This window comes from Accumulibacter sp. (assembly GCF_023806635.1).
Taxonomy (GTDB): Bacteria; Pseudomonadota; Gammaproteobacteria; order Burkholderiales; family Rhodocyclaceae; genus Accumulibacter.
The window spans coordinates 1-23695 of record NZ_JAMTDQ010000030.1 but is presented as its reverse complement, the minus strand read 5'-3'; the positions used below and the strand labels follow the sequence as shown (position 1 = coordinate 23695).

Annotated in this window: 20 protein-coding genes and 1 pseudogene; 11 read left to right on the top strand and 10 right to left on the bottom strand. The window is 66.3% G+C overall.

What is annotated here, in order from left to right:
• Positions 1 to 180: 180 nt before the first annotated feature.
• The 4 genes and pseudogenes from NFW30_RS05590 to grpE all read right to left on the bottom strand — a co-directional run.
• Positions 181 to 644: pseudogene (locus tag NFW30_RS05590) on the bottom strand (transposase zinc-binding domain-containing protein); the annotation flags it as partial.
• Positions 645 to 1562: 918 nt separating this feature from the next.
• Entirely contained in the window at positions 1563 to 2687 is a 1125-nt protein-coding gene (gene dnaJ / locus NFW30_RS05585) for a molecular chaperone DnaJ (protein ID WP_295352197.1), read from the bottom strand.
• A gap of 66 nt (positions 2688 to 2753) precedes the next feature.
• A complete protein-coding gene (gene dnaK / locus NFW30_RS05580) occupies positions 2754 to 4691 on the bottom strand; it encodes a molecular chaperone DnaK (protein WP_295352194.1) in 1938 nt (645 codons plus the stop codon).
• Between the two features lie 99 nt (positions 4692 to 4790).
• A complete protein-coding gene (gene grpE, locus NFW30_RS05575; protein ID WP_363322070.1) occupies positions 4791 to 5510 on the bottom strand; it encodes a nucleotide exchange factor GrpE in 720 nt (239 codons plus the stop codon).
• Positions 5511 to 5547: 37 nt separating this feature from the next.
• Between grpE and NFW30_RS05570 the strand changes: the two genes are divergently transcribed.
• From NFW30_RS05570 to NFW30_RS05560, 3 genes are read left to right on the top strand one after another with little or no spacing between them, the layout of a single operon-like run.
• Positions 5548 to 6894, top strand: a complete 1347-nt coding sequence (locus NFW30_RS05570) for a serine/threonine-protein kinase (protein ID WP_295352191.1) — start codon at positions 5548 to 5550, stop codon at positions 6892 to 6894.
• A gap of 14 nt (positions 6895 to 6908) precedes the next feature.
• Entirely contained in the window at positions 6909 to 7652 is a 744-nt protein-coding gene (locus NFW30_RS05565; protein ID WP_295352189.1) for a TerC family protein, read from the top strand.
• Positions 7649 to 8077, top strand: a complete 429-nt coding sequence (locus NFW30_RS05560; protein ID WP_295352186.1) for a universal stress protein — start codon at positions 7649 to 7651, stop codon at positions 8075 to 8077. The genes NFW30_RS05565 and NFW30_RS05560 overlap by 4 nt, the downstream gene beginning before the upstream one ends.
• A 32-nt stretch (positions 8078 to 8109) precedes the next feature.
• Here NFW30_RS05560 and hslU read toward each other — a convergent pair whose 3' ends face one another.
• Genes hslU through NFW30_RS05545 form a run of 3 tightly spaced genes read right to left on the bottom strand, consistent with a single transcriptional unit; the run spans position 8110 to position 11206 of the window.
• The gene (gene hslU, locus NFW30_RS05555; protein WP_295352183.1) at positions 8110 to 9444 is read right to left on the bottom strand and encodes an ATP-dependent protease ATPase subunit HslU; all 1335 of its coding nucleotides are present in this window, start codon (positions 9442 to 9444) and stop codon (positions 8110 to 8112) included.
• Between the two features lie 2 nt (positions 9445 to 9446).
• Positions 9447 to 9983 (bottom strand): ATP-dependent protease subunit HslV, encoded by a 537-nt coding sequence (gene hslV / locus NFW30_RS05550; protein WP_295352180.1) that lies wholly within the window; start codon positions 9981 to 9983, stop codon positions 9447 to 9449.
• 23 nt (positions 9984 to 10006) lie between these two features.
• Positions 10007 to 11206, bottom strand: a complete 1200-nt coding sequence (locus NFW30_RS05545; protein ID WP_295352177.1) for an STAS domain-containing protein — start codon at positions 11204 to 11206, stop codon at positions 10007 to 10009.
• Between the two features lie 331 nt (positions 11207 to 11537).
• Between NFW30_RS05545 and NFW30_RS05540 the strand changes: the two genes are divergently transcribed.
• The 7 genes from NFW30_RS05540 (at position 11538) to arsC (ending at position 18025) form a co-directional block, all read left to right on the top strand.
• Positions 11538 to 12089: a tetratricopeptide repeat protein gene (locus NFW30_RS05540; RefSeq protein WP_295352175.1), complete on the top strand. Its 552-nt coding sequence runs from the start codon at positions 11538 to 11540 to the stop codon at positions 12087 to 12089.
• Positions 12090 to 12290: 201 nt separating this feature from the next.
• The gene (locus tag NFW30_RS05535; protein ID WP_295352172.1) at positions 12291 to 13457 is read left to right on the top strand and encodes an efflux RND transporter periplasmic adaptor subunit; all 1167 of its coding nucleotides are present in this window, start codon (positions 12291 to 12293) and stop codon (positions 13455 to 13457) included.
• Between the two features lie 3 nt (positions 13458 to 13460).
• Positions 13461 to 14186 carry an ABC transporter ATP-binding protein gene (locus tag NFW30_RS05530; RefSeq protein WP_295352168.1) on the top strand — a complete coding sequence of 242 codons (726 nt, stop codon included), beginning with the start codon at positions 13461 to 13463 and terminating at the stop codon, positions 14184 to 14186.
• Positions 14168 to 15376, top strand: a complete 1209-nt coding sequence (locus tag NFW30_RS05525; RefSeq protein WP_295352165.1) for an ABC transporter permease — start codon at positions 14168 to 14170, stop codon at positions 15374 to 15376. Before NFW30_RS05530 ends, NFW30_RS05525 begins: the two co-directional genes overlap by 19 nt.
• 31 nt (positions 15377 to 15407) lie before the next feature.
• The gene (locus NFW30_RS05520) at positions 15408 to 16613 is read left to right on the top strand and encodes an ABC transporter permease (RefSeq protein ID WP_295352162.1); all 1206 of its coding nucleotides are present in this window, start codon (positions 15408 to 15410) and stop codon (positions 16611 to 16613) included.
• Positions 16614 to 16991: 378 nt separating this feature from the next.
• A complete protein-coding gene (locus tag NFW30_RS05515; protein ID WP_295352160.1) occupies positions 16992 to 17603 on the top strand; it encodes a CBS domain-containing protein in 612 nt (203 codons plus the stop codon).
• 59 nt (positions 17604 to 17662) lie between these two features.
• Positions 17663 to 18025: an arsenate reductase (glutaredoxin) gene (gene arsC, locus NFW30_RS05510; protein WP_295352157.1), complete on the top strand. Its 363-nt coding sequence runs from the start codon at positions 17663 to 17665 to the stop codon at positions 18023 to 18025.
• A gap of 18 nt (positions 18026 to 18043) precedes the next feature.
• On the opposite strand, the gene NFW30_RS05505 is transcribed toward arsC, so the two are convergent.
• The 3 genes from NFW30_RS05505 to NFW30_RS05495 all read right to left on the bottom strand — a co-directional run bounded on the left by NFW30_RS05505 (position 18044) and on the right by NFW30_RS05495 (position 22375).
• Positions 18044 to 19888 (bottom strand): glutamine--tRNA ligase/YqeY domain fusion protein, encoded by a 1845-nt coding sequence (locus NFW30_RS05505; RefSeq protein WP_295352155.1) that lies wholly within the window; start codon positions 19886 to 19888, stop codon positions 18044 to 18046.
• Positions 19889 to 19979: 91 nt separating this feature from the next.
• Positions 19980 to 20474: a type II toxin-antitoxin system RatA family toxin gene (locus NFW30_RS05500; protein ID WP_295352153.1), complete on the bottom strand. Its 495-nt coding sequence runs from the start codon at positions 20472 to 20474 to the stop codon at positions 19980 to 19982.
• Between the two features lie 14 nt (positions 20475 to 20488).
• Complete coding sequence (locus NFW30_RS05495; RefSeq protein ID WP_295352151.1) at positions 20489 to 22375, bottom strand: sulfatase-like hydrolase/transferase; 1887 nt, start codon at positions 22373 to 22375, stop codon at positions 20489 to 20491.
• Between the two features lie 196 nt (positions 22376 to 22571).
• Here NFW30_RS05495 and NFW30_RS05490 point away from each other — a divergent pair, with 196 nt between their 5' ends.
• Positions 22572 to 23627 carry a C4-dicarboxylate ABC transporter gene (locus NFW30_RS05490; protein ID WP_295352148.1) on the top strand — a complete coding sequence of 352 codons (1056 nt, stop codon included), beginning with the start codon at positions 22572 to 22574 and terminating at the stop codon, positions 23625 to 23627.
• Positions 23628 to 23695: the final 68 nt, after the last annotated feature.

The window sequence follows — 23695 nt, the reverse complement described above, 5'->3', positions numbered from 1 at the left end:
TCGGACCGGCGTGACGCGTTGCGACTACTGGTGCCGGAATAAGGCGCCCCCTTCGGCTTCTTCCGGATCGGCCTGCCCCCCACGCCCGCACAACCCGCGGAAGCACATGACGCGCGAAGATCAACACGGAGCACCCCCGGGAGAACCTGGACCTGCGGCCGGGCAGCCCCGGCGGAAGCCTTGCTCCACGACGCTCAGGAAAATACGCAGCGCCAGCGTCTCGATCGCGGGATCGTGTTGCAGGTAGTAGCGCAGCCGCTTGGGAACCGACAGCACCCACTGACGGACCGGCAGTCGCCGAAAGACGTGGTCGGCCAGATGGGCGGCAGATTCGACCATTCGCCGGGTGTTGCAAGCGGGACAGACACCATGGCCCTTGCACGAATGCACGCGTAGGCAACGAGAAAATCGTGACCACACTCGGCGCATCGAGCGCGGGCAAAGCCATGCGCAAGAATGCCGCATTCGAGATACCGGCGGAACTCACGTTCGACATGGGCTGGACCGGAAGCGCCTTGGCGGCTGTCGCAGGAGAGTTCAAGCCAGGTGGCGAGGTGCGTCTGCACGGTGCGATAGAGCACGGTGCGTTCGGGCCGGCGACGGCGATAGACAGCAGTGCGAGCGGGCGCGCAGGCGGCAGACATGGGAATTCGGGTCGAATGCTTGAGCCGCAATAACTGTATGCGCCTACAGTCGTGGCCACAAGACCCTTCTCGATCAGTGGCGCTTGATCCTTGTGCTCCACGCCTTCCAGAAGAAGGCGCAGAAAACCTGCAAGGCACGCAGCGCGACTACTCGGGCCAGGCGGCGCGTCGAGCTGGCACAGGTCGGAGCGAATCTGAAGATCGATCCGGCTACACGGCTTGCTGATCGGGAGGGATGCGGCCATAGCCGGAATATCATTGCCTCTTGATAGTCGAACTGCCACCTGCATCCCTTCGACCTTTTCGTCAAACGCGAACTCGGTTGCCAAGCCTACCTGCGCTACGTCGACGACTTCGCGCTCTTCGCCGACAACAGGGTGTCTTTTCGGCAGAGCTGCACACCCGCTGCGGCGCTTGAGTCCGGCACCGGAGAGACTTCTTGGGGATGCTCGTGCGACGAAGGCAAGCGGCCATAGCCGCCTGCTGAGCGCCGGCGTGCTTCGCGAACGGCTGCGGGCTTGGCCTGCCGTTGGCAGTCAGCGAACCAGCGGATTGACGCGAGGCGCGATCAGTCCGGAATGCGGGCGCCAGGCGCGCGGATGCTCCGCCACGCGGCGAGAGCGGCCGCGGTGTCGGCCAATTGCGGGTCGGCAAGGGAAAGGGATGAGGGCATCGGCAGGGCTCCGGATGGGCATGAAGCCCCCCACACTACCAGACGCCGCCAGGGATTTCACGCAGGGTTGCCGAAAGGACACGCATGCAGCGCCTGCGCTGCCGGTCCGCGGGCTGGGTCGATCGCACCCGCCTGCTGCCCGATCCTGCAGCCCCGCTGCCGTCGCCGATCCCGATGCAGAGCCGCACCGTCCGCTCGTTCCCTCCGGCGTCCTCGCGCGCTGACGACGATCTCCTGTCAACCGATCAGGTCGCGGCAAAGAAGTCGCGCACGCGATCCATCCACGACTTCGCGCGCGGATTGTGATGGCCGGCGTTGTCGCGGCTCGAATCCTCGAGTTCGCGCAGCAACTCCTTCTGGCGCTCGGTGAGATGCACTGGCGTCTCGACGACGACGTGGCAGAGCAGATCGCCATGCGCATTGCTGCGCACCCCCTTGATGCCCTTGCCACGCAGGCGGAACACCTTGCCCGACTGCGTCTCGGCGGGAACCCGGATCTTCGCCGCACCGTCGAGTGTCGGAATGTCGATCTCGCCGCCCAGCGCCGCCGTCGTGAAGCTGATCGGCATCTCGCAGTGCAGGTCGTTCTGTTCGCGCTGGAAGACGGCGTGCGCCTTGAGGTGAATCTGGACGTACAGGTCGCCGGCGGGACCGCCGTTGATCCCGTGCTCACCTTCACCCGACAGACGAATGCGGTCGCCCTCGTCGACGCCGGCCGGGATCTTCACCGCCAGGGTCTTGTGCTGCTTGACCCGGCCGGCGCCATGGCAGGTGCCACAGGGGTCGGCGATGTAGCGCCCGGTGCCGTGACACTTGGGACAGGTCTGCTGGATCGAGAAGAATCCCTGCTGCAGGCGAACCTGCCCGCTGCCCTGGCAGGTCGGACAGGTCTTCGGCTGCGTTCCGGCCTTGGCGCCGCTGCCGTGACAGGCTTCGCAGACTTCCATCGTCGGGATGCGAATCTTGGTTTCGGTGCCGAAGGCCGCCTGCTCGAGGCTGATCTCGAGGTTGTAGCGCAGGTCGGCGCCGCGATAGACGTTCGAGCGCCCGCCGCCGCCACGCCGCCCGCCGAAAATCTCGTCGAAGATGCCGCCGAAGGCATCCGAGAAACCGCCGGGGCCGGCGGCGCCCATCCCTGCCTGCGGGTCGACTCCGGCGTGTCCATACTGGTCGTAGGCCGCCCTCTTCTCGGGTTCGGAAAGAACCTCGTAGGCTTCCTTGACTTCCTTGAAGTGTTCCTCGGCGCGGGGATTGTCCGGATTGCGGTCCGGATGGTACTTCATCGCCAGCTTGCGATAGGCCTTCTTGATGTCCTCATCGGCCGCGTCACGGTTGACGCCCAGAATGTCGTAAAAGTCGCGTTTTGCCATCGGTTCGTGAGCACTTTGGGGGGGCGAAGGGAGGCGCGATCATGCGCCCCCCCGACAGACAACAGCCTACTTCTTGTCCTTGACTTCGGTGAACTCGGCGTCGACGACATCGCTGTCATCCTTTCTCGCCTCCCCCGTCGAACCGCCGGCGCCGCCGGCCGCGCCGCCACCCGGCGGATGCTCCTGCTGCTTGGCGTACATCTTCTCGCCGAGCTTCTGCGCTGCCGTCGCCAGAGCCTCGTTCTTCGCCCTGATGGCATCGATGTCGTTACCGCGGATCGCCTCTTCGGCCTCCTTCATCGCCTTCTCGATGGCGTCCTTCTCGCCGCCGTCGAGTTCCTTGCCATACTCGGCAAGCGACTTCCTGACGGTATGGATCATGGCATCGCACTGGTTGCGCGCCTCCGCCATCTCATGCGCCTTGCGGTCTTCTTCGGCGTGCACCTCGGCGTCGCGCACCATGCGCTGCACTTCCTCCTCGCTGAGGCCGGACGAAGCCTGAATCTTGATCTTGTTCTCCTTGCCGGTCGCCTTGTCCTTCGCCGAAACGTGCAGGATGCCGTTGGCGTCGATGTCGAAGGTGACCTCGATCTGCGGCATGCCGCGCGGCGCCGGCGGAATGTCCGACAGGTTGAACTGGCCGAGGCTCTTGTTGCCACCGGCCATCTCGCGCTCACCCTGCAGCACGTGGATGGTGACTGCCGACTGGTTGTCGTCGGCGGTCGAGAAGACCTGCGTCGCCTTGGTCGGAATCGTCGTGTTCTTCTTGATCAGCTTGGTCATCACGCCACCGAGCGTCTCGATGCCGAGCGACAGCGGCGTCACGTCGAGCAGCAGCACGTCCTTGACCTCACCCTGCAGGACACCGCCCTGGATCGCCGCACCGACGGCAACGGCCTCGTCGGCATTGACGTCGCGCCGTGGCTCGCGGCCGAAGAACTCCTTGACCTTCTCCTGCACCTTCGGCATCCGCGTCTGGCCGCCGACCAGGATGACGTCGTTGATGTCGCCAATGCGGCAGCCGGCGTCCTTCAGTGCGATGCGGCAGGGTTCGATGGTTCGCTCGACCAGATCATCGACCAGCGACTCGAACTTGGCGCGCGTGATCTTCTGCGTCAGGTGTTTCGGCCCGGAGGCATCGGCAGTGATGTACGGCAGGTTGATTTCGGTCTGCTGGCCGGACGACAACTCGATCTTGGCCTTTTCCGCAGCATCCTTGAGGCGCTGCAGCGCCAGCACGTCCGCTTTCAGGTTGACGCCCGCCTCTTTCTTGAACTCCTCGATGATGTAGTCGATCAGCCGCTGGTCGAAATCCTCGCCACCGAGGAAGGTATCGCCGTTGGTCGACAGCACTTCGAACTGGTGCTCGCCCTCGACCTCGGCAATCTCGATGATCGAGATATCGAAGGTGCCGCCGCCGAGATCGTACACGGCGATCTTCTTGTCGCCCTGCTTCTTGTCCAGACCGAAAGCCAGGGCAGCAGCCGTCGGCTCGTTGATGATCCGCTTCACTTCCAGACCGGCAATCCGGCCGGCATCCTTGGTCGCCTGCCGCTGGCTGTCGTTGAAGTACGCGGGAACGGTGATCACCGCCTCGCTGACTTCCTCGCCGAGGTAATCCTCGGCGGTCTTCTTCATCTTGCGCAGGACCTCGGCGGATACCTGCGGCGGGGCGATCTTCTTGCCGCGCACCTCCACCCAGGCATCGCCGTTGTCGGCCTTGAGAATGCGGAACGGCATCAGCGAGATGTCCTTCTGCACCTCCTTTTCCTCGAAGCGCCGGCCGATCAGCCGCTTGATCGCATAGAGCGTGTTCTTCGGGTTGGTTACCGCCTGCCGCTTCGCCGGAGCGCCGCAAAGCACCTCGTCGTCCTCGGCGTAGGCGACGATCGACGGTGTCGTGCGCGCGCCTTCGGAGTTTTCGATCACCTTCGGCTTGCCGTTCTCCATCACGGCGACGCAGGAGTTGGTCGTCCCGAGATCGATGCCGATGATTTTTCCCATTCTCGAATCCTTTCAATATGCTCGTGTTGCCTGATTGCACCGTCGCCCGCAGACGAAATGCCCCGAATGATCCCTCAAGTGGGGGTCAGCCAGCGTATTTCAAGACGCCGCCTTGGCGACGATGACCAGCGCCGGTCGCAGCACGCGCTCGGCGAGCAGGTATCCCTTCTGCAGAACGGTGACGACCGTGTTGGCTTCCTGAGCGGACTCGACGACACTGATGGCCTGATGCCGGTTCGGGTCGAACTTCTCGCCGACGGGGTTGATCTCGGTCAGCGCTGATTTCTCGAATGCCGCGACGAGTTGTTTCAAGGTCAGCTCACTGCCTGCGCGCAGGCTCTCGACGGTCGCTGCTTCAGTCGCCAGAGCCGCCTCGAGGCTGTCCTTCACCGGCAACAACTCGCGCGCGAATCGATCGACCGCGAACTTCGCCGCCTTGGCGATGTCCTCCTGCGCCCGCCGGCGAACGTTCTCGGTTTCTGCCTTGGCGCGCAGCCACAGATCCTGGTATTCATCGGCCTTCAGGCGCGCCTGCTGCAGTTCCTCCTGCAGCGTGGCGCCACTTTCATCAGCCAGCGGCTGCTCGGCGATGGACGTCTCGCCGCTGGCGGGCGGCTCCGCCGCAGAGTCCGCTGCGGCAACAACTGTTGCTTCCTGAGGTGCTGAATCGTTGCTTTGCATGGATGGTGGTCTCCGGAAAAACGAATCGTTATTTGGGGGGGCGTCGCAGGATTTCAAGCCCCGTGACGACGCACTCCGGTGACCAAGCGCAATCGGCCCGCATTTTTTTGCTGCACGAACAGCTTCTGCTGCTAGCATTCCTCCTTTGTCGGTCGTAGCAGGAATCGGGCTCCGCATGCTGCAGAAAATCGGAAGATACGAAGTCATTCGCTCCCTGGGCAAGGGAGCGACTGCCGTCGTCTACCTGGCGCGCGATCCTCGTCTCGACCGCGAGGTCGCCATCAAGCTGATCCGCTTCGATGAAGACAATGCGGCCATGTCGAGGCGTCTGCGCAAGCTGTTCCAGACCGAGGATTCGATCGGTCGCCGGCTCAATCATGCGAACATCGTCAAGATCTTCGATGCGGTGATCGAGCCCGATCAGGCCTATCTGGTGATGGAATACGTCAACGGGGTCGCGCTGGACCAGTTCTGCAAGATCAACAGACTGCTGCCGATGCACCGGGTCATCGGCATCATCTTCAAGTGCTGCCTCGCCCTCGACCATGCGCTGCACCAGGGGGTGGTGCATCGCGACATCAAGCCGGCAAACATCCTGATCGACGCCAACGACAATCCGAAGATCACCGATTTCGGCCTCGGCCTCAATCTTTTGAAGGACATGGGACGCGACTCGACCTTCGTCATGGGCGTCGGCTCGCCAGCCTACATGTCGCCGGAGCAGGTCAAGAACTACCCGCTCAACCACAAGACCGACCTCTACTCGCTCGGTGTCCTGCTCTTCCAGCTGCTGACGGGGCGCCTGCCCTTTCGCGCCAACAACCCGGCGACACTGGTGTACAAGATCGTCAACATGGACGCCCCGTCGGTCTGTGCGCTGAACCCGAACCTGCCGCCGGGCCTCGATCCGATCATTCGCAAGGCACTCGAGAAGGACCTCTACAGCCGCTATCGAAACGGCGCCGAGTTCGCCAAGGATCTGTCGGCGGTGCGTTACCAGATGCAGGAAGAGGATCAGACGCAGCAGGACCTGGCGCACTTCGAGCGCCTGCGGAAGGTCGATTTCTTCGCCGAGTTCGAAGACATCGAGTTGTGGGAGGTGCTGCGCATCAGCGTCTGGCGTGAGCTTTCGGAAAAGGTGACCCTGATTCGCGAAGGCGACAGCCATCGCAAGTTCGGCGTCATCGTAGACGGTTTCGTCGAGGTTTCCGCCAACGGTCGGGTGATCTGCCGCCTCGGACCGGGCGAGGTCGTCGGCGAGATGGCTTTCCTGCACCCGACCGACGACCGTCGCCAGGCAACGGTGGTCACCCTCGAAGCGACCCGCTTCCTGGAAGTCAACAGCTCGGCCCTGGGCCTGAGTTCGGACGAAGTGCGCGAGCGCTTCAACAGGGTGCTGCTCGTCAAACTGGTCGGACGCCTGCGGGAGGCCAACAAGGTGCTTGCCAAACTGGGCCAGACAGCAGTCCAGGGCAGCGCTTCCAGCTACGCCGGTGGCTCGCCGCCGCTCGAGCTGCTCTGAGGGAAAGCTTCTCCATGCCCGATCTCGCATCGCCCGCTTTCTGGATTTCCGTCCTGCAGATCATCGCCATCGACATCCTGCTCGGCGGCGACAACGCGGTGGTCATCGCGCTCGCCTGCCGCCGGTTGCCGGAGACGCAACGCAACAAGGGGATCTTCTGGGGCGTGTTCGGCGCCATTGCCCTGCGCGTCATCCTGATCTATTTCGCGCTGCAGCTGCTCGCCGTCCCGTACCTGAAGATGGTCGGCGGCGTGCTGCTGTTCTGGATCGGCATCAAGCTGATCCTGCCCGAGCATGAGGAAGCACACGGCAACGTGCAGGGCAGCAGCACGCTGCTCGGAGCGATCAGGACGATCATCGTCGCCGACGCCGTCATGAGCGTGGACAACGTCATCGCCGTCGCCGGCGCAGCACACGGATCGATCATCCTCGTCGTCTTCGGCATCGCGGTATCGATCCCGATCGTCGTCTGGGGCAGCAAACTGGTGCTCGCGCTCATGGATCGCTTTCCCATCGTCATCACTGCCGGCGGTGCCCTGCTCGGCTGGATCGGCGGCGGCATGCTGCTGACCGACCCGGCCCTGCCCACCGCGTGGCGGGAGATCGTCCCGCACAGTCACTACATCGCAGCCGGCTTCGGCGCACTGCTGGTGGTCGCGGTCGGCAAGTGGCAGGCTGCGCGCCAGGCCGCCCGCGCCAACAACGTGTCGCCGGCTGCCGGCAGGTCGCAAGTCCCGCAACCAGGAGATCCACAATGAACCCGAGATGGTTGCTGCCGGTGGATGGATCGCTGCCCGCGTTGCGGGCAGTCGATCATGTCATCGCCGAAGCGCTCGCGACGCCACTGGAACCGGAAGTCCTGCTGCTGAACGTGCAGCACCCGCTGCCTTCGGATATCAGCCGCTTCGTCAGCACGGACGTCGTCCATGATTATCATCGCGAAACGGGTGACGCCGCTCTGGCCGCTGCCCGCGCGCGGCTCCACGCGGCCGGAATCGGCCACGGCGAGCACGTCATGGTTGGTGAGATCGCGCCGACGATCGTCGATTTCGCGCGCGAGAACGACTGCAGCCTGATCATCATGGGAGCGCGCGGCCTCGGAACCGTGTCCGGCCTGCTGCTCGGATCGGTGACGCAACGCGTCATCCATCTCACCGACCTGCCGGTGGTGGTGGTCAAGTAGTTCGCAGACGCGGTACCGGGTTGCCAGCCTGCTCAGAGGACGTAGCGGGACAGGTCCTCGTTCTGTGCGAGTTCGACCAGGCGATGGTCGACGTAGGCGGCGTCGATCGTGAGGCGCTCGCCTGCTCCCTTGCCGGCGGTGAATGAAATCTCCTCGAGCAGGCGCTCCATCACCGTGTACAGGCGGCGAGCGCCGATGTTCTCCGTCCGCTCGTTGACCGACCAGGCGATCTCGGCCAGACGCCTGATGCCTGCAGCGGAAAACTCGAGCGCCACCCCTTCGGTCGCCAGGAGCGCCTCGTACTGCTTGGTCAGGCAGGCATCCGTCTGCGTCAGGATGCACTCGAAGTCGGCCACCGACAGCGACTCCAGTTCGACCCTGATCGGCAACCTGCCCTGCAGTTCGGGGATCAGATCCGACGGCTTGGCAAGGTGGAAAGCGCCGCTGGCAATGAACAGGATGTGGTCGGTGCGGATCATCCCGTACTTGGTCGATACCGTCGTCCCTTCAACCAGCGGCAACAGGTCACGCTGCACGCCCTGGCGCGAAACGTCCACGCCGTGCGTATCGCTGCGCGAAGCGATCTTGTCTATCTCGTCGAGAAAGACGATGCCGTTCTGCTCGACGTTGCGCACCGCGTCGAGCTTGACTTCCTCGTCATTGACCAGCTTGGCCGCTTCCTCGTCGATCAGCAGCCGGCGTGCCTCGCAAATCTTGAGCTTGCGCGACTTCCTCCGGCCACCGCCGATGTTCTGGAACATGCCCTGAATCTGCGCCGTCAGCTCCTCCATTCCGGGAGGAGCGAAGATCTCCGCCTGCATCGATGGCGCAGCGACATCGACCTCGACCTCCTTCTCGTCGAGTTCGCCCTCACGCAGCTTCTTGCGGAACTTCTGGCGCGTGGCCCCTTCCTCGCCGCCTGCCTGCCCGTCGTTGTAGAAACCGGCGCGTGCCGGCGGCAGCAAAGCGTCGAGCAGGCGCTCCTCGGCAGCATCCTCGGCACGCAGCCTGACACCCTTCATCGCCCTTTCGCGACCGCTCTTGACGGCGATCTCGACGAGGTCACGGATGATCGTTTCGACATCGCGACCAACGTAGCCGACTTCAGTGAACTTGGTCGCCTCGATCTTGATGAACGGCGCGTTCGCCAGCCGTGCGAGACGGCGAGCGATCTCGGTCTTGCCGACGCCGGTCGGACCGATCATCAGGATGTTCTTCGGCGTGATTTCCTGCCGCAGCGGTTCCGCCACCTGCGCTCGCCGCCAGCGGTTGCGCAGGGCGATGGCCACCGCCTTCTTCGCCTTCCCCTGGCCGACGATGTGCTTGTCGAGCTCGTGAACGATTTCCTGCGGCGTCATCGACGACATGCTCACTCCAGCACTTCGATGGTGAAGTTCTGATTGGTGTAGATGCACAGATCGCCGGCGATCTGCAGCGACTTGCGCACCACTTCCGTCGCCGTGAGGGAGCTGTTCTCCACCAGCGCCCTCGCCGCCGAATGGGCGAATGCGCCACCCGAACCAATCGCGACGATACCGTACTCCGGCTCCAGAACATCGCCGTTGCCGGTGATGATCAGCGATGCCTCGCGGCTCGCCACCGCCAGCATCGCATCCAGCCGGCGCAGCGCCCGGTCGCTCCGCCAGTCCTTCGCGAGTTCCACCGCTGCACGCAGCAGGTTGCCCTGATGCTTGTCCAGCTTCGCCTCGAATCGTTCGAAAAGGGTGAAGGCGTCGGCCGTTCCGCCGGCAAAGCCCGCCAGGATCTTCCCCTGATGAATGCGGCGAACCTTGCGCGCGCTCGCCTTGACGACGATGTTGCCGAGCGTCACCTGCCCGTCACCGCCCATGGCCACACTCTCGCCGCGGCGCACCGACAGGATCGTCGTGCCGTGGTACTGGTCCATCTGCTGCTCTCCTCCGGGAGATTCTAGTTCCGTGCGAGGACGACCTCCGCCACGGCCCTGAGGCCGACGACACGGAACAACTCGGCCACCAGGTGATTCGGGTGGCGAAAGACGATCTGCCGGCCGCTTCCCTTGATCGTCGTCAACACGTTGAGCAGGGCGCCGGCGCTGAGAAAATCCATTCGCGTCACCCGAGAACAGTCGATCAACACCGGATCGTTCGCCGCCGAGTAAGCCAGCAGGTCGCCGAAGCGCGACGACTTGACCTCGCCCTTGATGACGTAAGCCTCGGCCATCAAGTCGTCGGCTGCCGCCAGGACGAGAGGTCCCGGGCCGCTCGCCGCAACGCGTTGTGGTTCCCAGGAAGGCGGCGAAATCTCGAAGTTCACCGCGTACTGGATGGCCAGATCCTCGAAGGCGTCGATGTGATCATACAACTGGCAGAACTCGAGCTTCAGCAGCCAGCAAGCCCGGTCGCTCTGTTGACCGGGCACGACGCGACTGTCCAGCAGGCCAGCGACGTGGTCACGGTTGAGCAGCTCGACCTCGCGCTGGCTCTTGTGCGCCTGTTGCAGCAGTCCGAGAAGGCGCTCGCAACCCGCGTCGTCCAGCCGACGGACCTTCCCCAGATCGAGACGCAGATGCTGGTTGTTCGCAAGCGCCTGCCGCACGGCGGCGAATCCAGCCTCGTTTTCGCCGGTCAATTCACCCTTGAACAGGATGGTACCCGCCTTGATCAAGACCGGCGCGGCGCGAACGGTCTCCTGCCAGCCCGGCGGCGACTTCTCGAAGACCTGTGCGTACTCGATGCCGAGTGCCTCGAACGGGCCCTTGTCGCCGCCAACGCGGAAGAGGTCGAAAAGCATCAGCCAAAGGCGCTCGCCGGCGCCACTGCGATAATGGCGCGTGGCGTTTTCGAGTCGTGAGCGCACGGCGGCATCCTGCCCATTTGCGTAGAGCATCGCGGCTTCTTCCGCTTCGGCGTCGACCGGGTCCAGGTCGACCTCCGGCTGGAAGTTGGGCTCCATCACGCTGAACACGAACTCGCTCAGGTCGAGTGGCGGCGCATCGCTCTTGGCAACCGGTGTCGCAAATGGCAACTCCGCCCGGTTCAAACCCACCGGAGCTGTCGGCGCATGCCGCAGCCTGTCCTCCGACGGACCATCGCCAACACGGCCGCGCTCCTCGCTGGTGCGCGGAGTGGCGGCCGGCCGGACGCCCATCTTCCTCTCCGGCTGCTTCTTGAAGAACGAGAAAACCATGGCTGGCAAAAAGCGGCTGGTATCGTGGCGACAAAGCGATCTTGTAACACATCGTTTCGCGAACTGCAATTTCATTCGCAGCATCGAACCGCTGCTTGCGAGCCGTCGGCAGCCCCGGAGCATTGGTCGCGGATTCGCCGTTTTCCCGAGCACCCGGGCAAGTGCCCGAGGCCCGCCAAGGTGCCGTGCCGAGATGCCCCGACATGCTGCGATTTTGGTTGATGGCGACTTCTTGCTAGAATCCGACGCTCGCGCGACAGCCATCCGCTGCCTGGCCAGGAAGACATCCCCTATGCACCCGATCTTGCCAAGGCTCTTGCCGGCGATCCTGCCGGCAGTGCTCCTCGTCCTGCTCTTCGCCTTCAGCCTGCCGAGCGCCGTCGCCGACGAGTTGGCCGAAGCCCGGCGTCTGTTGCAGCAGGGCCAGGCCGAACAGGCGCTGGCGAAGGTCGACGCCCACGTCGCGGGCAAGCCGCGAGAACTGCAGGGACGCTTCCTCAAGGGACTGATCCTGATGGAGATGAATCGTCCGGACGATGCCATCACCGTGTTCACGCAGATCAGCGACGACTACCCCGAATTGCCCGAGCCCTACAACAACCTGGCCGTCCTCCACGCCCGGCAACAGCAGTTCGAGCGCGCGCGCATGCTGCTGGAGATGGCGATCCGGACGCATCCCGGCTACGCGCTGGCGCGCGAGAACCTTGGTGACGTCCTGCTGCGGCAGGCCAGCCAGTCCTACGATGAAGCGCTGCGGCTCGACCCGGGCAACAAGGCGCTGCAGGCCAAACAGGCCCGACTGCGAGAATTGAGCGTCGCGCCGTCGCCCGGCGCCATCCGCTGAGGGCCGCGCAGGAGTCTGGCCGGGCCAGCGATGAACAGCGGAAAGACCGCGCCGGTGACCTTCCGGCTGCGCCCATGGCAGGCTCACCGCCACGGCGACTGCTGATGGCGGACATGCGCCAGGCGGCCAGCACACCAGCAGCCGGGTCGGCGCGCGATGCGCGTCGCTGACGCTGCCCCGGACCCGTTGCCGAAAGCGCGCATGTCAGCACCCATGCTTCGCCGCCTGTTCATCGTCCTGCTGCTCGCGGCGCTGCTCGCCGGCGGTGTCTGGTGGCTTGGCCGGCCGCAGGCGGTGGCCGTCGTGCTGCGTGAGATCGACCGCGGAGTGGTCGAGTCCACCATCTCCAACACGCGCGCGGGAACGGTGGAGGCCTGCCAGCGCACCCGCCTGTCGACGATCAGCGGCGGCCGGATCGAAGTCCTGGCGGTGAAGGAAGGAGACCGCGTGCGCCAGGGCCAACTGCTGATGAAGCTCTGGAACGACGACCAGCAGGCGCAGAGCGCCTGGCATCTCAGCCAGGTCGCGACCAGCCGGCAGCGCGTCGAAGAGGCATGCGTCGTCGCCGCCAACGCCGAGCGCGAAGCGACGCGGCAGGCCGCGTTGCGGGCGCGGGGTTTCGTCTCCGGAGCGAGCGAGGAGAAGGCGCGCAGTGAAGCCCTGGCCCGGCAGGCCGGCTGCCAGGCGGCCAGGGCCGACCTCAGGCAGGCGGAAGCGCGGGTCCGGCTGAGCCAGGTCGAGCAGGGACGGACCGTCCTCTACGCACCTTTCGCCGGCACCGTCGCCAAGATCGTCGGCGAGGTCGGCGAGTATTCGACACCCTCGCCGCCCGGCGTGCCGACGCCGCCGGCAATCGACCTCATCGACGACTCCTGCCTCTACATCAAGGCGCCGATGGATGAGGTGGACGCGCCGAAGATCAGCGCCGGACAGCCGGTTCGGATCAGCCTGGACGCGCTGCCCGGGCGCTCGTTCCCGGGAACGGTGCGGCGTGTCGCGCCCTACGTTTCGGCAGTCGAGAAGCAGGCGCGCACCGTCGACATCGAGGCGACCTTCGACGACCCGGCCGCTGCCGGCAGACTGCTGGTGGGCTACAGCGCCGACGTCGAGGTGATCCTGGCGGTCCGCGACGCGGTCCTGCGCGTCCCGACCTCGGCGCTGCTCGAAGGCAACCGGGTGCTGGTCGCACAGGCCGACGGGCTGCTCGCCGAGCGCCGCATCAGGACCGGCCTCGCCAACTGGGAATACACCGAGGTCAGCGAAGGACTGCAGGCAGGCGAGCGGGTGGTCACCTCGCTCGAACGGGCGGGCGTCAAGGCCGGCGTGGCGTACCTGGCCGAGCGCACCGCCGCGGCGGGCGGGAAGTGAGCGATGGGCGCCCCGCTGATCGAGCTGTCGGCCATCGAAAGGGTCTTCCATCTCGGTGACAGCCGGGTGCACGCGCTGCAGTCGATCGACCTGTGCATCACCGCCGGCGAATATGTGTCGGTGATGGGGCCGTCCGGGTCGGGCAAGTCGACGCTGCTCAACCTGCTCGGCCTGCTCGACCGGCCCGACAGCGGCAGCTACCGCCTCGCCGGCCGCGACGTCACCACCCTCTCGGCCGACGAGCAGGCGCGCGTGCGCAGCGAGCGGATCGGCTTCGTCTTCCAGAGTTTCCACCTCGTCCCGCGCCTGACGGCGGCCGAGAACATTGCGCTGCCGATGGTGCTCGCCGGCATCCCGCCGGCGCAACGGGGCGAACGCGTGCGGCAGGCGCTGCGCGACTACGGGCTGGAGAACCGCGCCGACCACCGGCCCGACCAGCTTTCTGGTGGGCAGCGCCAGCGGGTGGCGATCGCCCGCGCGACGATCATGCAGCCGGCTCTGGTCCTCGCCGACGAGCCGACGGGCAACCTCGACCGGACGACCGGCGAGGAGGTCATGCGCCTGCTCGAGGCGCTCAACGGCACTGGCGTCACCCTGATCGTCGTCACCCATGACGGCGCCCTGGGCGCGCGCGCGCGCCGGCAACTGCTGATGGCCGACGGCAAGCTGCAGCACGACCGCGCAGGCAGCGCCGACCGGCCGGGCGAAGCATGCGGACTGCCGACCTGATCCGTTTCGCGCGTGACGCGGCAAACGGCAGCCCGCTGCGCACCAGCCTGCTGATCCTCGCCATGGCGATCGGCGTCGCGGCCGTCGTCGTCCTCACCGCGCTCGCCGACGGCGCCCGGCGGTACGTCCTCAACCAGTTCTCGGCGATCGGCAGCAACCTGGTGATCGTTCTCCCCGGGCGCTCGCAGACCGGCGGCTTCAACCCGGGCAATGCCATCACCAGCACGCCGCGCGACCTGACGATCGACGACGCGCAGGCCCTGCTCCGCGCCAGCGCCGTCCACCGCGTGGCGCCACTCGCCGTCGGCACCTCGGAGATCAGCGTCGGCGGCCGCCTGCGCGAGGTGATGGTCGCCGGGACGACGGCCGAGTTCATCGCCGTGCGCCGGCTCACACTCGCGCAGGGCCGCTTCCTGTCGTCCGGAGACTGGCGTCGCGGAGCGTCGGAAGCGGTCATCGGCGCGCGCATCCGCGACGAACTGTTCGGCCGCGAGGAGGCGCTCGGCCAGCTCGTCCGCGTCGGCGACCGACGCGTCCGCATCGTCGGCATCCTCGCCGCGACCGGCCAGGGGCTGGGCATGAACACCGACGAACTGGTGATCGTGCCGGTGGCGCTGGCGCAGGCGATGTTCAACAGCAACACCCTCTTCCGCATCCTCGTCGAGGCCAACGGCCGCGAAGCGATCGCGCCGGCGAAGGCGCAGGTGAGCGAGATCATCAGGCTGCGCCACGAGGGCGAACAGGACGTGACCGTCATCACCCAGGATGCCGTGCTCGCCACCTTCGACCGCATCCTCGGCACGCTGACCGTCGCCGTCGCCGGCATCGCGGCGATCAGCCTCGCCGTCGCCGGCATCCTGGTGATGAACGTGATGCTCGTCTCGGTGACCCAGCGGACGGCCGAGATCGGCCTGCTGAAGGCGCTCGGCGCGACGCGCAAGACGATCCGCAACGTCTTCCTCACCGAGGCGGCGATGCTCTCGCTGGCCGGCGCCCTGCTCGGCTTCGCCCTCGGGCACGCCGCTGCCGCGCTGATCCGCCAGTTGGTCCCGGCGTTTCCGGCGCTGCCGCCGGATTGGGCGGTGCTCGCCGGCGTGGCCACCGCGCTCGCCACCGGCCTCGCCTTCGGTGTCCTGCCCGCACGACGCGCGGCGCTGCTCGATCCCGTGCAGTCGCTGGCCCGGCGCTGAGGCAAGCGAGAGGGAAAGCGGGGAGGAGGCGATGATCCGCAGCCAGGACATGCTCCAGTTCGCCGTGCGCGCCCTGCGCGCCCACCGGTTGCGCAGTTTCCTGACCCTGCTCGGCATCGCCGTCGGCATCGCCGCGGTGATCCTGCTGACCTCGATCGGCGAGGGGATCCATCGCTTCGTCCTCGCCGAGTTCACCCAGTTCGGCACCAACGTCATCAGCGTCGCACCCGGCCGGGTCAAGACCTCCGGCCCGGCGCCGACCGGCATTCCGACCTCGGTACGACCGCTGACGCTCGAAGACGCGCGCGCGCTCGAGCGCCTGCCGCATGTGACGGGAATGACCGCCACCGTCTGGGGCAACACCGAGGTCGCTGCCAACGGCCGCCTGCGGCGAACGACGGTCAACGGCGTCGGTGCGGCGATGCTGCGGGTGTTCAGCATCGGAGTGCGCAGCGGCCAGTTCCTGCCCGCTGACGAAGCAGACAACGCTCGCGCCTTCATCGTCCTCGGCGCACGGCTGAAGGAGGAACTGTTCGGGCCGGCGAATCCGCTGGGTGCCAAGGTGCGCGTCGGCGGCATGCAGTTTCGCGTCATCGGCGTGCTCGAGGCGAAGGGGCAGATCCTCGGCATCGACCTCGACGACGCGGCCTACATCCCGACCGCGCGTGCGCTGGAGCTCTACAACCGCGATGGCATCATGAAGATCGATCTGTCGTACGAGGAAGGCGTGCCGGTCGCCGCCGTCAGCGCGCTGGTCACGGCCACGCTGAAGGCCCGCCACGGCCGCGAGGATTTCACCATCACGACGCAGGAAGACATGCTGCGCACGCTGTCGAACATCCTCGATGTCCTGACCATGGCCGTCGGTGCGCTGGGCAGCATCTCGCTGCTCGTCGGCGCCGTCGGCATCGCCACGATCATGACCATCGCCGTCGCCGAGCGGACGGGGGAAATCGGCCTGCTGGTTGCTCTCGGCGCCCCAAGGCGCAGCATCCTCGGCCTCTTTCTCGGCGAGGCGGTCGCCCTGTCGGCGTTCGGCGGACTGCTGGGCCTGCTGCTCGGCATCGGCCTCGCGCAACTCCTCCACCTGCTGCTGCCCGCGCTGCCGGTACACACCCCGTTCAGCTTCGTTGTCCTGGCCGAAGCACTGACCATCGTCATCGGATTACTGGCAGGGGTTCTGCCGGCACGGCGGGCTGCCCGGCTGAATGCCGTCGATGCGCTGCGCAGCGAGTGATCCGCCCGCGGCGGGGCGACCGCGCGCTGTCGAAATCCTTTACACTTGGCTGTACCAAGGCCCGGCACCAAAGCGCCGTTTCGCGCTAAATCAGGACACTTCACTTTCTGGTACGGTTCGTGCTTTTTGATCAGGAAACAACAAGATCCGGAGTACTGCCGCACCACCGTGCAGGCAGCTCGGCCGGCCGCGCAAGCGCGGCCGGCCATTTTCTCGGCTGGTCTTCGACGCTTTTTCACCAGAGGAGGGACCAAGGGTGGAGGACCGCAGGAGCCGGGACGGGGCCACGAGCAGCAGGTTGCCTGCTGCGCTGCGGCTGCCGCCAAGCCCGGCGGCCGCGCCCCGTGTTTTTTCCCTCACCCCGGAGATGACGGCAAGGTGTTTGCGGTCTATGGCCTGAGCGGCCCGATCTTCCGCGGCACCTTCGAGACACTCGGCGAGGTGGCTGCGGTCAGGCGCAGTCGCCCGGTGCAGCCGGTCGCCGGCGAAGAACCGCGCGCCGCACCCGGCAGGCCGAGCGCGCAGGCGATCAGCGCCTACCGCCAGATGCTGCGCGTCGATGGCGATCGCGGCCCGCTCTACCACGCCTACCAGATCATGCAGCGGCCGGTCGTTTCGCTGTTCAGCGAGGATCCCGTCGAGCGCGCCTGGCGCCTGCTGCTCGCACGGCGCATCCACCAGGCGCCGGTGCTCGATCCCGGCCACCGACTGGTCGGCATCGTCAGCGAACGTGATCTGCTGACCACGCTCAACCTCGATGCGGACGGCCCGCGAGACATCCTGGCGCGTCAGGTCGGCGACGTGATGACCACTCCGGTCGTCAGCGCCGATCCGGTGACCGACATTCGGCGCATCGCTCAGGTCATGCTCGAACACGGAGTCGATGGCGTGCCGATCGTCAATGAAAGCGACGCACTGGTCGGTTTCGTCTCGCGCAGCGACGTGCTGCGCGCAGTCATCACCGACCCACCGTTGAGTCTATGGCGTTAGCGGGCGCAACCCGCGCCGGCGCCCCCCCCTCTCGAACCACCCTCCCGAGGAGCCAGCGAATGAGCCAGACCCCCGTGCGCATCTATCACAACCGGCGCTGCTCAAAGAGCCGCGCCGCCTGCCAGTTGGTCGCGCAAAGCGGCGTTCCCGTCGAGATCATCGACTACCTGGAGACGCCGCCGAGCCGCGACGAACTGCGCCTGCTGCTGCGCCAGCTCGGCATGCCGGCAGCGGACCTGGTCCGCCGTGGCGAAGCCGTCTTCCGGCAGATCTACGCCGGTCGGACCTTGGGCGAGGACGAGTGGCTGGACGCGCTGGTCGCCCACCCGATCCTGATCGAGCGACCGATCGTCGTCCGCGGTGAGCGGGCCGTCGTCGGCCGCCCGCCGGAGAAGGTGCTCGAGTTGCTGCGGGCGGAGTGAGCGCGGCGCGCCACCCGATCAGCGACGCGGCCCTGCCTGCGCCGCCCACGAATCGCGCAGCGTCACCGTGCGGTTGAAGACCAGGGCCCCCGGCCGCGAGTCGACCCGGTCGGCGACGAAGTAGCCGTGCCGCTCGAACTGGAAGCACTCCTCGGCGCAGGTGTCGCGCAGCGAGGGCTCTAGCCATGCCTCGATGACGCGCATGCTGGCCGGATTGATGTCGTCGCGGAAGTCGCGCTCGACCCCCTCGGGGTCGCCCTCGCGCCGTGCACCGGGAGCGGCAACCGCGAACAGCCGGTCGTAGAGCCGCACCTCGGCGCGGCAGGCGGCGGCGATCGACACCCAGTGCAGATTTCCCTTCACCTTGTAGTTGTCGGCACCGGCAGTGCCGCTACGGGAATCCGGCAGGTACTCGCAATGCACCGCGCTGACGGCACCGCTCGCGTCGTGCTCGCAACCCGTGCAGCGCACGACATAGGCATTGCGCAGGCGCACCAGACTGCCCGGATGGAGGCGATGGTAGCCCTTGCTCGGCTGCAGCATGAAATCGTCGCGCTCGATCCACAGCTCGCGGCCGAAAGGCAGAACGCGCTTGCCCCGCTCCGGCTGCTGCGGGTGATTCGCCGCCAGGCACTCCTCGCTCTCGCCCTCCGGATAGTTGTCGATGATCAGGCGCAACGGATCGAGCACCGCCATGCGCCGCTCGGCCGACTCGTTGAGCACCTCGCGCATCGTGTCCTCGAGTTGCGAGTACTCGATCAGAGAATCCGAGCGCGAGGCACCGACCCGTTCGGCGAAACGGCGGAATCCCTCGGCGGGGTAGCCGCGCCGGCGCGCGCCGACGAGCGTCGGCAGGCGCGGATCATCCCAGCCCGCCACGTGCCCCTCGTCGACGAGCTGGATCAGCTTGCGTTTGGAGAGGACGATATAACTCAGGTTGAGGCGCGAGAACTCGATCTGCTGCGGCAGCGGACGCTGCAGCAGGCCGCCTTCGGCGAGACGCTCGAGCAGCCAGTCGTAGAACGGCCGCTGGTCGGCAAACTCGAGCGTGCAGATCGAATGGGTGATGTTCTCGAGCGCATCCTCGATCGGATGCGCGTAGGTGTACATCGGATAGACGCACCAGCGGTCGCCGGTGTTGTGGTGACTGGCATGGCGAATGCGATAGATCGCCGGATCGCGCAGGTTGATGTTCGCCGAGCCCATGTCGATGCGCGCCCGCAGGACATGCGCGCCATCGGGAAACTCGCCCTGCTGCATGCGCCAGAACAGATCCCTGTTCTCGGCGACGCTGCGCTCGCGATACGGCGAGTCCGTGCCGGGCTCGGTCAGCGTGCCGCGGCTGGCGCGCATCTCGTCCGCGCTCTGGCTGTCGACATAGGCGTGCCCGCTGTCGATCAGGTACTCGGCGAAGGCGATCATCCAGTCGAAGTAATCCGAGGCGTAGTAGAGGTTGCATTCCGCCTGCGTCGCCCCGTCCGCGCCGGCCTCCCAGGAGAAACCGAGCCAGCGGACCGATTCGATGATCGAATCGACGTACTCCTGCTCCTCCTTTTCCGGATTGGTGTCGTCGAAGCGCAGGTGGCAGCGGCCGCCGTAATCCTGCGCCAGCCCGAAGTTGAGACAGATCGACTTGGCGTGGCCGAAGTGCAGGTAACCGTTCGGCTCGGGTGGGAAACGCGTGCGGATGCGCGCCGGATCGAGCGGCCCGGCAAGCTGCTGTGCTCCCGGACCGGGCCGGCCCGACCAGCGACGCTGTGCGTGCGTGCCGGCGGCGAGGTCGGCCTCGATGATGTTGCGGATGAAGTTGGTACTGACGAGTGCGGACGAACTCGCCGCCCTGCTGCTGGACTCCTGGCTCACGTGGCAACCCCCGTTTCGACAAGAGCGGCATTTTACCCGCCCGCGGGCTCAAGATCTCGACAAGCTGCATGCTGCCCGTGCTGCCTGCCGTTCACTCCTGTCGCCGGTCGTCTGCCGGCAGGCTGCCGGGAGACGGCGAGACGGGACGCGCCGCGTGCGCCGCCAGCAGATGCGCCCGCCGCTCGAAGGCGCTCACCATGCTGCCGGCCATCGGCAGGATCAGCACCTGCAGCACCGGCATCAGGAACAGCGAGCGCAACTCGCAGTCGAGGGCAAAGTCCACCTGGCAGCGATCATCTGCCAGCGGCGCGAAGTTCCAGCGGATGTCGAAGCGGCAGAACGAGCGATCCTGCGAAACGATGCTGATCGCCTGCGGCCGTGACAGCTCGGTCCGCGTCCGGAAACGATGCTGCAACAAGCCGACGGCCAGCGTCTGTTCGGTCTCGTAGGCCGTTGCGTCGCGCCACAGCACGCGCGCGGCACGGATCAGCGGCACGAAGTCCGGATAACTCTCGACATCGGCGACGACGTCGAACAGCCTGCCCACCGGCAGCCCGATGGCTCGGGTCTCGCGGTGGATCGCCATTCGCCGCCTGCCGTTCAGCCCTGCGGCCGGCTGAAGCGGGTCAGGTTGTTCATCATCTCGACCGTCTCCTGCCGGATCTCGGCCTTCGCCTGTTCGCGATCGACCACCGGCCGGTCGTCGGCATCGAGAACCTCCATGCGGACCGCCCCCCTGGCGTTGGTCGGGAAGGCCACCTTGTACTTCTCGCCGATGTAGGCAACGCGATGCCAGTCGGCGGCAACGGCGTAGTCGCGCCGGAAGTCGGGCGCCAGCAGGTTCTGCCCCTGCGAGTACTCCTGCGCAGGATTGCGCACGCCGAGCAGCGGCATCACCGTCGCCGGGATGTCGAGGTGGCTCGTGATGCCGCTGATCACCCGTGGTTCCGCTCCCGGGATGCGGATCACGGCCACCGTGCCCGTCTGGTAGCGGTTGAACTCGGCGGCGTGCCCCCAGCGCTCACTGCGCTCCATGAACTCCTCGCCGTGGTCGCCGAGGACGATGACGATCGTGTTGTCGAGCAGTCCTTTCTCGGCGAGGTAGGCGGTGACCCTGCCGATCTGGCGGTCGACATGATGCGCGGCATTGAGGTAGCGGTTCTTGATCAGGCTCATCTGCTGCTTGAAGTCGGCCGACAGATAGTTGAAGTCGTCAAGGTAGGGCTCGGCGATGACACAGTCGGACGGGAAGTTGTAGTTGGCGTGCGTCCCCTCGAAGAACATGTAGGCCATGAACGGCCTGCCCGGATCACGGCGATCGAGGAAGCCGAGCAGGCGGTCGATGTTCATGCGGTCCCGATCCCAGGGCGGTGCGCCGTCAGAAATCGGCTGCATGTCGGCCGGTTCCATCTTCAGGAAGACCGTCCGGTCGAACTGCGGATAGGTGAATACGGTGCTGGTATGCAGGCTGAACTGGTAGTTCTGCTGCTGCAGCACGTCCATCAGCAGGGGCGAGCGGGCCGCCTTGATCATCGGGAACCAGTAGTTGCCGTACAGTCCGTAGAACATCGAGAAGATGCCCATCTGGGTGCCGTTGCCGCCGCTGTAGTGCTGCTCGAGACGCAGCGCCTGGGTCGAGAACCGCCACAGATTGGGCATGATCTCCGGGTCGAGCAGGTCGAAGCGCAACGACTCGGCGACCATCCAGACGATGTTCGGCGGCCGCACCGGCGCTTCGACGTGCAACGGGACGAGCGGGTAACTCAGGCCACCATGCCTGAGCTGCACCCCATCGGCTGCTTCCTCGCCCACCTGGACGCCGAGCCGGGCCGCCAGTTTGCGGAAAGTCGTCGGCACATAAAAAGGATAGCGCTCGCTGGCAAAGAGGATCGGCTGATAGTTGGTGGCAGCACTGTAGCCGTAGGCCAGTCGCTCGCCGAGAGCAAAGCCGAGGATCGCCAGGAGCACCCAGCGCCGACGCAGGCGCCTGTGCGGCGGCGCCTGCTCTGCCTGCCGTGTCGTCCACCACCAGGTTGCCGCCTGCAGCGCCAGCAACGCGAGGACGATCAGCGCCGCCGTCAGCTCGGTGCTGCGACTGGCGCCGAGCGAATCGACGCCGCCGGGCGAGAAGACGAGGTCGATGACGAAGCCGTTGATGTGGAATCCGTACATGTCATGGATCACCCGGTCGGCAAACAGCAGCACCTGGATCATGCCCGTCAGGCCGATCAGGACGCCGGCGAGCGCCAGCCGTGCGCCACCGGTGGCGGGGCGCCGACGCAACCAGTGATGCAGGAGGTAGCCCGGGACGACTGCCGGCAACAGGTAGAGAAAGGCATAGCTGATCGTCGTCGCCAGCGTCCACGCAACCAGTCCGGGCGTGCTGTAGGCGTTGGCCGTGGTGAAGGCGGTGACGTGCAGCACGACCCACAACCAGCTGAGCAGGAAGAAACGGTCGATCTGGTGGCGCGATGGGAAAACGGTCATGGCGGCTTTCGGATTGATATTCAACAGTCTAACGAAGGAATGATGGCCGCGAAAGCTTAGGCGATGCTGAAGCGCTGCAGGCGGACGCGTGCGCCCGCAAGACGGCAGAGCCGGCGCCACGCCGCGGCTGCAGCCGCGCCCCCGAACCCATCCTGAGCGATAATCAGGATTCTCTCATGCACAGCAAACTCGAGCCATGGCCGCCGCCCACTCGCCACCGATCAATGTCGCCGAAGTCGTGCGCCACTTCGCTCCCGGCTGGTTCGCTGCCGTCATGGGCAGCGGCGTGCTCAGCATCGACACACTGACTGTCGCCTCGCGCTGGCCGGTCCTCCTGGCGCCCGCCTGGGCACTGCACTACTTCAATCTGCTCCTCTTCGCAACGCTGCTGCTTCCCTGGCTCGCGCGCTGCCTGCTGCACCCGCAGCTCGCACTGGCAACGCTGCGGCACCCGGTGCAGGCCAGTTTCTATCCGACCCTGCCGATCGCCATGCTGGTCATCGCCGCGCAGTTCCTCGCCTTCGGCCCGCACGTCGGCCTGGCGCTCGCGTTCTGGTGGACGGGAGCGGCGCTGACCTTCGCTTTCGGCCTGGCGGTGCTGTACACGACGTTCGCCGGCGAGCAACTCGGCCTCGAGCACGTGACGCCGGCGAACTTCATTCCGGCGGTCGGCCTGGTCGTCATTCCCATCGCCGGCGCGCCGCTGGTCGGTCAGCTCACGGGCGCGACACGCGACCTCGCCCTGCTGCTCAACATCGTCGCCCTCGGCGCAGGGACACTGCTGTACCTGGCCCTGCTGGCGCTGACCCTGCAGCGCAAGTACCTGGCCAAGCCGGCTTTCGGCATGCTGACGCCGACGGTCTGGATCCACCTGGCGCCGATCGGCGCCATCCCGGTCAGCCTGCTCAATCTCGCCGAGCAACTGCCGTTTGCCCTGCCGCAAGGCGTGCTCTTCCTCGTCGGCCTGCTCTTCTGGGGCTCCGGTGTCTGGTGGCTGCTGATGGCGACGCTGTTGACCGCCGCCGCGCAGCGTCGCGGCCTGCTGCCGTTCGCGCTGTCCTGGTGGGGGTTCACCTTTCCACTCGGTGCCTTCGCCGCCGCCAGCCTGCGGCTCGGCGGTGCCACGGGACTGGCGGGCGTCGACTGGATCGGCATCGCCTGCTGGTGTCTCCTGCTCGTCGTCTGGCTGGCGACGCTGGCGGGAACCATTCGCGGCGTTGCCAGCGGCAGCCTCTTCCGCCCGCATCCCTGAGCCGGAGCAGACGTGTCGGCGCCGGAGTCAAAGCGGCGTCCACAAGCCGACATGAATCTGGTGCGAGG

Coding starts and splice junctions, on each gene's coding strand:
- dnaJ (WP_295352197.1), bottom strand. CDS start 2,687: ATGGCAAAACGCGACTTTTACGACATTCTGGGCGTCAACCGTGACGCG.
- dnaK (WP_295352194.1), bottom strand. CDS start 4,691: ATGGGAAAAATCATCGGCATCGATCTCGGGACGACCAACTCCTGCGTC.
- grpE (WP_363322070.1), bottom strand. CDS start 5,510: ATGCTAGCAGCAGAAGCTGTTCGTGCAGCAAAAAAATGCGGGCCGATT.
- NFW30_RS05570 (WP_295352191.1), top strand. CDS start 5,548: ATGCTGCAGAAAATCGGAAGATACGAAGTCATTCGCTCCCTGGGCAAG.
- NFW30_RS05565 (WP_295352189.1), top strand. CDS start 6,909: ATGCCCGATCTCGCATCGCCCGCTTTCTGGATTTCCGTCCTGCAGATC.
- NFW30_RS05560 (WP_295352186.1), top strand. CDS start 7,649: ATGAACCCGAGATGGTTGCTGCCGGTGGATGGATCGCTGCCCGCGTTG.
- hslU (WP_295352183.1), bottom strand. CDS start 9,444: ATGTCGTCGATGACGCCGCAGGAAATCGTTCACGAGCTCGACAAGCAC.
- hslV (WP_295352180.1), bottom strand. CDS start 9,983: ATGGACCAGTACCACGGCACGACGATCCTGTCGGTGCGCCGCGGCGAG.
- NFW30_RS05545 (WP_295352177.1), bottom strand. CDS start 11,206: ATGGGCGTCCGGCCGGCCGCCACTCCGCGCACCAGCGAGGAGCGCGGC.
- NFW30_RS05540 (WP_295352175.1), top strand. CDS start 11,538: ATGCACCCGATCTTGCCAAGGCTCTTGCCGGCGATCCTGCCGGCAGTG.
- NFW30_RS05535 (WP_295352172.1), top strand. CDS start 12,291: ATGTCAGCACCCATGCTTCGCCGCCTGTTCATCGTCCTGCTGCTCGCG.
- NFW30_RS05530 (WP_295352168.1), top strand. CDS start 13,461: ATGGGCGCCCCGCTGATCGAGCTGTCGGCCATCGAAAGGGTCTTCCAT.
- NFW30_RS05525 (WP_295352165.1), top strand. CDS start 14,168: ATGCGGACTGCCGACCTGATCCGTTTCGCGCGTGACGCGGCAAACGGC.
- NFW30_RS05520 (WP_295352162.1), top strand. CDS start 15,408: ATGATCCGCAGCCAGGACATGCTCCAGTTCGCCGTGCGCGCCCTGCGC.
- arsC (WP_295352157.1), top strand. CDS start 17,663: ATGAGCCAGACCCCCGTGCGCATCTATCACAACCGGCGCTGCTCAAAG.
- NFW30_RS05500 (WP_295352153.1), bottom strand. CDS start 20,474: ATGGCGATCCACCGCGAGACCCGAGCCATCGGGCTGCCGGTGGGCAGG.
- NFW30_RS05495 (WP_295352151.1), bottom strand. CDS start 22,375: ATGACCGTTTTCCCATCGCGCCACCAGATCGACCGTTTCTTCCTGCTC.
- NFW30_RS05490 (WP_295352148.1), top strand. CDS start 22,572: ATGGCCGCCGCCCACTCGCCACCGATCAATGTCGCCGAAGTCGTGCGC.